Origin of the sequence: Radiobacillus sp. PE A8.2, from assembly GCF_045635475.1 — a bacterium.
In the GTDB taxonomy this organism is placed as follows: Bacteria; Bacillota; Bacilli; order Bacillales; family Amphibacillaceae; genus JBJGXI01.
The window spans coordinates 138597-145918 of the sequence record NZ_JBJGXI010000006.1; the positions used below are offsets into that span (position 1 = coordinate 138597).

7 protein-coding genes are annotated in these 7322 nt (G+C 38.4%); 6 read left to right on the plus strand and 1 reads right to left on the minus strand.

The features are described from left to right. Positions 1-53 precede the first annotated feature (53 nt). Together sdhA and sdhB are read left to right on the plus strand one after the other, a co-directional pair. On the plus strand, positions 54-1805 hold the full coding sequence (gene sdhA, locus ACI6MV_RS05540; RefSeq protein ID WP_407269155.1) for a succinate dehydrogenase flavoprotein subunit: 1752 nt from the start codon (positions 54-56) through the stop codon (positions 1803-1805). A gap of 15 nt (positions 1806-1820) precedes the next feature. Then, positions 1821-2582, plus strand: a complete 762-nt coding sequence (gene sdhB / locus ACI6MV_RS05545; RefSeq protein ID WP_407269157.1) for a succinate dehydrogenase iron-sulfur subunit — start codon at positions 1821-1823, stop codon at positions 2580-2582. A 40-nt stretch (positions 2583-2622) separates the two neighbouring features. Here the strand turns inward: sdhB and ACI6MV_RS05550 are convergent, their stop codons facing one another. Then, positions 2623-3336: a potassium channel family protein gene (locus ACI6MV_RS05550; protein ID WP_407269159.1), complete on the minus strand. Its 714-nt coding sequence runs from the start codon at positions 3334-3336 to the stop codon at positions 2623-2625. 381 nt (positions 3337-3717) lie between these two features. On the opposite strand from ACI6MV_RS05550, the gene ACI6MV_RS05555 reads away from it, so the two are divergent. The 4 genes from ACI6MV_RS05555 to racE all read left to right on the plus strand — a co-directional run bounded on the left by ACI6MV_RS05555 (position 3718) and on the right by racE (position 7130). After that, positions 3718-3942 carry a helix-turn-helix domain-containing protein gene (locus tag ACI6MV_RS05555; RefSeq protein ID WP_077621319.1) on the plus strand — a complete coding sequence of 75 codons (225 nt, stop codon included), beginning with the start codon at positions 3718-3720 and terminating at the stop codon, positions 3940-3942. Between the two features lie 348 nt (positions 3943-4290). Continuing rightward, positions 4291-5808 (plus strand): potassium/proton antiporter, encoded by a 1518-nt coding sequence (locus tag ACI6MV_RS05560; protein ID WP_407269162.1) that lies wholly within the window; start codon positions 4291-4293, stop codon positions 5806-5808. 31 nt (positions 5809-5839) lie between these two features. Further along, positions 5840-6292 carry a MarR family winged helix-turn-helix transcriptional regulator gene (locus ACI6MV_RS05565; protein ID WP_407269163.1) on the plus strand — a complete coding sequence of 151 codons (453 nt, stop codon included), beginning with the start codon at positions 5840-5842 and terminating at the stop codon, positions 6290-6292. Positions 6293-6314: 22 nt separating this feature from the next. Next, positions 6315-7130, plus strand: coding sequence for a glutamate racemase (gene racE, locus ACI6MV_RS05570; protein WP_407269165.1), 816 nt, complete (start codon positions 6315-6317; stop codon positions 7128-7130). The last annotated feature ends 192 nt before the right edge of the window (positions 7131-7322 follow it).

Sequence of the window (7322 nt, forward strand, 5' to 3'; positions counted from 1 at the left end):
AGATCGAAAATAATAAATAGATACAGCTTAACTAAGGGAGTGAGCATAATACTATGAATAATCGCAATATCGTTATTGTCGGTGGTGGATTAGCTGGTCTCATGGCAACCATCAAAGCGGCAGAAGCAGGTGTTCACGTCGACCTATTGTCAATCGTGCCAGTAAAGCGTTCTCACTCTGTTTGTGCTCAAGGTGGAATTAACGGTGCAGTAAATACAAAGGGTGAAGGTGACTCTCCTTGGGAACACTTTGATGACACTGTTTATGGTGGCGATTTCCTTGCTAATCAACCACCAGTAAAAGCTATGTGTGACGCTGCACCTGGCATTATCCATATGCTGGACCGTATGGGTGTTATGTTTAACCGTACACCTGAAGGCTTATTAGATTTCCGTCGTTTCGGTGGAACACAGCACCACCGCACCGCTTATGCTGGTGCGACAACAGGCCAACAACTACTTTATGCTTTGGATGAACAAGTAAGACGCTTTGAAGTCGAGGGGCTTGTAACGAAATATGAAGGCTGGGAATTTATCTCTGCACTAATCGATGAAGAAGGTATTGGACGTGGTGTTATTGCACAGCATATCCAATCCCATGAATTACGAGCATTTAAAGCAGATGCAACCATCTTAGCTACAGGTGGTCCTGGTATTATTTTTGGTAAATCAACGAACTCGGTCATTAATACTGGATCTGCGGCGGCGGCATTGTATCGTCAAGGTGGCATTTATTCAAATGGGGAATTCATTCAAATTCACCCGACAGCGATTCCAGGTGATGACAAGCTCCGTTTAATGAGTGAATCTGCACGTGGTGAAGGTGGACGTGTTTGGACGTATAAAGACGGAGAGCCTTGGTACTTCCTTGAGGAAAAATATCCAGCTTACGGTAACCTAGTGCCCCGGGATATCGCTACAAGAGAGATCTTTGATGTGTGTGTTAATCAAAAGCTTGGTATTAATGGCGAAAACATGGTGTACTTAGACCTTTCTCATAAAGATTCGAAAGAGCTTGATGTTAAGCTTGGGGGTATCATTGAAATTTATGAAAAATTTGTAGGTGAAGATCCGCGTAAAGTTCCAATGAAGATATTCCCAGCTGTTCACTATTCTATGGGTGGTCTTTGGGTTGATTACAATCAAATGACAAATATCCCTGGAATCTTTGCGGCTGGTGAGTGTGATTACTCTCAACATGGTGGAAACCGTCTTGGAGCGAACTCGTTACTATCTTCCATCTTTGGAGGAATGGTTGCTGGTCCTAATGCGATTAAATATATTAATGGATTGGAAAAAACGGTTGATGATATTCCTTCTACATTCTTTGAAAGTAAGTTAAAAGAAGAAGAAGGTTACTTCGAACAGTTAATGGCAATGGATGGCGAAGAGAATGCCTACCAAATCCATAAAGAACTAGGCGAATGGATGACAGACAACGTAACAGTTGTTCGTGATAACGCGAAACTATTAAAAACGGATGAAAAGATTCAAGAATTACTAGACCGTTGGGAAAATATAAATATTAATGACACATCTCGTTGGAGTAACCAAGGGGTTATGTTCACGCGTCAATTGAAAAACATGTTACACCTTGCACGCGTGATTACACAAGGTGCTTATAACCGAAATGAAAGCCGTGGTGCCCATTATAAACCAGAATTCCCTGATCGAAATGATGAAGAATGGTTGAAAACAACGATGGCACGATTCAATGAGGAAACAAATGCACCAGAATTTAATTATGTGGATGTAGATGTATCACTAATTGAACCGAGAAAACGAGATTATAGTAAGAAGAAATAAGGGGGAATGGAAGGAATGGCAAATAAAACAGTAACGTTTATTATAACACGTCAAGATAGTCCGGACTCCTCTTCCTATAAGGAGACCTTTGAAATTCCTTATCGAGAAAATATGAATATTATCTCAGGACTAATGGAAATTCAAAGAAATCCGGTTAATGCAAAAGGGGAAAAAACAACACCAGTAAACTGGGAATCAAACTGTCTAGAAGAAGTTTGTGGTGCATGTTCGATGGTGATAAACGGAACGCCGCGCCAGTCTTGTTCAACATTAGTTGATAAATTAGAACAGCCAATTCGTTTAGAACCGATGGCAACTTTCCCGGTAATGCGTGATTTAGCGGTAGATCGTAGTCGTATGTTTGATTCACTGAAAAAAGTGAAGGCTTGGATTCCAATCGATGGCACATATGATCTTGGTCCTGGACCTCGTATGCCAGAGAAAAAGCGTCAATGGGCTTACGAGTTATCTAAATGTATGACTTGTGGTGTTTGTTTAGAGGCTTGCCCGAACGTAAACACGAATTCAGATTTCATTGGTCCAGCACCACTTTCACAAGTACGCTTGTTCAATGCACATCCCACAGGTGAGCTGAATAAAGGGGAACGTTTAGAAGCGTTAATGGAGGACGGTGGTCTTGCAGGCTGTGGTAACTCACAGAACTGTGTGCAAGTTTGTCCAAAAGGAATTCCATTAACAACGTCAATTGCAGCGCTAAACAGAGATACAAACATTCAATCATTTAAGAACTTCTTCGGAAGTGATCATGCATATTAAGTTTAAGAAGCAGCCCTGCCATTATGGTAGGGCTGCTTCTTTAGACAGCTTTATCTTTTTCCATTTCTTTTAATAACAAGTAAATCTGATGTAGTTCTTGCGGTGTTAATTCGTCATAGCGGTCCAATTGTTGTTTTATAAATGCAACAGTCGCATTGGTTTCTTTTGTATCTTTGACAAAAAACGTTGTAATCGAACCTGTTATCATTCCAATTAATCCGATACCTACAACCATAAGAATTACTGCGACAATTCTACCCACCGGTGTTTCTGGTGAAATATCTCCGTAACCTACAGTAGTTGTTGTAACTATTGACCACCAAACACCATCTGCTATTGAATTTATATTTGGTTCAAAGTAATTAACAATAACTGAGGAAAAAAATATAAATATAATAGCTAATCCAACCAATTTATCTAATCCATTTGTTCTAAGGATCCCAAGTAATTTTGGAGCGCGATTCTTAACTATTGCAATCAGTCTTATAATACGAAATAACCTTGCTATTCTAGCCGCTTGAAAAATGCTGTCTAGCGGAATAGCAGCAATAATATCAAATGGATTAGATTTAACATATTTCCACTTGTCCTTATAGATGAAAAGACGAACGACTACGTCTATGAAAAAAATGAACCATATGATTTTATCTAAAATAAGAATAACGTGATGATCCGACCAAAGAAAAGCAACGGAAATGCAAGCGAGTACTATTAAGATAATATCATAGATAAAAGTAAGCCTTTGTTTATTCATATTTGATCTCCTCGGAACAGAAACATCAAATCATTTTTAATGAATCCAATTACTGTTTTTGTCCATTATACGATAAGGGAACATGTTTGGCATCCGAGAATTATAGAAAGGGAACTTCCCCGTCTCGAAAATGCAAGAATAAAACAACGCAGGAAAGGTGCATATTAATTTTGGTATAAATTACGTGCTCTAACAGTCACCACACTCGAACATACAGAATAGTATATATCATATAAAATGAAGGGATTAATTTGGAACATATTAAATTCAATGTTCTTCCGATAATATACTCACAGTTTCGCTCTTCCTTTCATAATATAACTTGACTAAATAAATACCCTTCATGATGCGGCTCTTACGACAGCAAGGAGGGGTTAACACTTGAAAGATAATGACTACAAGCCGAAGCAACTATTAACAAAACGGGAAAAAGAAGTGTTTGAACTATTAGTACAGGACAAAACAACAAAAGAAATAGCCCAGGAATTGTTTATATCACAAAAGACCGTTCGGAACCATATTTCAAATGCTATGCAAAAGCTTGGCGTAAAGGGGCGTTCACAGGCTGTAGTAGAGCTCCTTCGTATGGGGGAATTAAAGCTCTAGTAAAAACCGACTTTCTTTTCGGGAAGTCGGTTTTTTGTATTTCTAGAAAATTATAAAATTAAACAACTGCGGATATCGTACTAAGTTATTTATCCACTTCCAGCTCCAGCGCTAAAGCTGTAGTGAGACAACACCTACCTCCGTACGATAAGTCAACATCGATTTGCTTACGCTCATCGTGTTTCCTTTATCTCCTGCTGCTAAGTCTAAACATCGCTAAACGGGCGCCCCAAGCTTTTGGTCATGCGTTTGGAAAAGCGAATCAATCAAATTATGTGCCAGTTTCAACCATTTCCTTTACAATTAGGTTAAGTAGTGTGAGATATAGATGTGTAGCGGAGGTAACGAATGATCCAGGAAATACTACAATCCAATCAATTTCTTTTTCTAATAGCTCTATTACTAATTATTAGTGTTCTAGTTACGAAATTCTCATCTCGACTTGGTGTGCCATCCCTAGTCCTGTTTATAGGTGTGGGCATGCTTGTTGGTAGTGATGGGTTAAATATTATCTATTTTGATAACGCAGAGCTTGCGCAATTGATAGGGGTATTTGCTTTAGTTGTGATTTTGTTTGAAGGTGGATTACAAACAAAATGGGACATTATTCGACCAGTGATTGCTCCTGCGGTCTCCATGGCAACAATCGGCGTGTTAATAACAACCGCAATCGTAGCACTTGGTGCGAAGTTTATTTTTAATATCTCATGGGTGGAATCACTGCTGATTGGTTCGATCGTTGGTTCAACGGATGCAGCTGCGGTATTCGCTGTATTAAAAGGTATGAATATTAATAAAAAGATCGAAGCCACTTTGGAGGCAGAGTCAGGTACCAATGATCCAATGGCTGTATTTTTAACCGTTTCTTTGATTCAGTTAATCACAATAAATAACGCCAATGTATGGGTATTAATTGGTTCGTTTTTTTGGCAAATGGGTATGGGTGTTATTTTAGGTTTAGTGATTGGTAAAATAGCAAGTCTGTCTATTAACAGGATCAATTTGGATTCGAGTGGTTTGTATCCATTATTTGCGCTTGGATTTGCATTTTTGTCTTACAGCATTAGTTCGCTAGCAAATGCCAGTGGGCTGCTAGCAGTTTATATAACTGCCATGGTAATTGGTAATTCAGATTTAATTTATCGACATTCTATTGTAAGATTTAACGAAGGCTTTGGCTGGATGATGCAAATTCTTATGTTTATTATATTGGGGCTATTTGTATTTCCAGGCGAGCTATTCACTGCAGAAATTATCTGGAAAGGGTTGTTGTTATCCGTCGTATTGATTTTCTTAGCACGGCCAATTGCCACTTTCGTTTCTTTGTTAAGTTTTAAGTTTAACGCGAAAGAAAAAGTGTTTCTTTCATGGGCGGGACTAAGGGGAGCAGTCCCAATCGTACTAGCAATATTTCCGCTTTTAGCGAAAATAGAAAATAGCCAGCTGTTTTTCAATGCTGTATTTTTCGTTGTTTTAACCTCAACATTATTGCAAGGAACAACGCTATCGTGGATGGCATCGAAATTTGGTCTAAGTGGAGTGCGCAAATCAAATCCGATTCATGCACTGGAATTAATTTCAATCGGCAAAACGAACGTAGAAATAGTAGAATATGAAGTAGCTGCTGAAAATGTGATCGTAGGTAAGCAGTTACAACATATTTCTTTACCCCATAAGACCTTAATTAATGCTATTATACGAAATGGAGATATTATTACTCCGCTTGGTAAAACAGTTGTCTTTGCAGGGGATACTTTATATATAATGGTTTCAAGACATAAAAAGGATGAACTTAAGCAAATGCTGCAGAAAAATACAGAAAAAATCAATAGAAATAGTGACGAGGAAAAGCATCAATTGGATTAACGATGTGTGTTCTTCTAGGAGGTAGCGGACATTGCAAGAAACAAGTACAGCTACAACAATTGCTGAAGTTGAAAAGCAGTTGAGATATATTTCAGGTATTATCAAACAAAGAGGTAGAGAGATTTTGGCTAATTATCCGATTACTCCTCCTCAATTTGTTGCGCTTCAGTGGTTGTCGGAAAAAGGAGATCTTACAATTGGTGAACTCTCTAATCATATTAATTTAGCTTTTAGTACGACTACAGATTTAGTTGATCGTATGGAAAAAAACGTATTAGTAGAAAGAACACGTGATGTAAAAGATCGTCGTGTTGTTCGTATTCATTTGCTAGACAAAGGAAAACAAATTATTGAAGAAGTAATAATGATGCGGCAACAATACCTAGGAGAAGTTTTGAAAAACGTTTCAACGGAACAGGTTGATACACTAAATCATTTATTGCATGTACTACACGAGCAAATGAAAATTGAAAAAGAAAACTAACAACATGAAAAGGGGATTTATAGTGGATCAACCAATTGGCGTTATAGATTCTGGGGTTGGAGGATTAACAGTAGCAAGTGAACTAATGCGACAGCTTCCGAAAGAAGAATTGATATATCTTGGTGATACGCTCCGTTGTCCATATGGACCGAGAACATGTAAAGAAGTGATTCAATTCACCTGGGAAATGGTAGATTTTATGCTTAGTAAACGCGTGAAAATGTTAGTAGTTGCATGTAACACCGCTACTGCATTCACTTTAGAACAGCTTAGACAAGAATTACCAATACCAGTAATTGGAGTAATAAAACCTGGGGCAAGGGCCGCCATAAAAATGTCGCAAAACTTGCATATAGGTGTAATTGGAACAGAAGGAACGATTAATAGTAAAGCATATCCAAATGCTTTGAAAGATATAAATTCAAACATCCATGTCAATGATTTGGCTTGTACGAGTTTTGTGCCAATGGTCGAGGCAGGGGTATTGGAAGGACCGGAAGCATTTAAAATTGTATCGGATACGTTGACACCGATGAAAGAACAAAATCATATCGATACGCTAATACTCGGGTGTACACACTATCCATTAATTCGGCCGATTATCCAACAGGTTATGGGTGATAAAGTAACACTCATCTCCTCAGGAGAAGAAACAGCCCTACAGGTGAGCACAATATTGGGTTATCAGAAAAAGCTGTTTAATGGCGACAGAGCTCCGATGCATCAATTTTACACAACAGGATGTGTAGAAGTATTCGAAGAAATCGCCAATAAATGGTTTGAAAGGCCAGTAGCTCGTATTGAAAATATTTCTTTAGGTGTAGGCACGAGGAAGTAATTATGAATAAAGTTCATACGTAAAGATCAATATTTAGCGGACGCAGTAGCGCTTTTTTACACGAAAAACATAAACTTAATACTTTAGCGGTCACCAACGCGCTTATTTGTGCACAATCGTTTCTAGCATACATTAAACCGAATAAGGGCACTGGTGTCCGCGTGATCTCTACACTCCATTTTTTTCACTTAC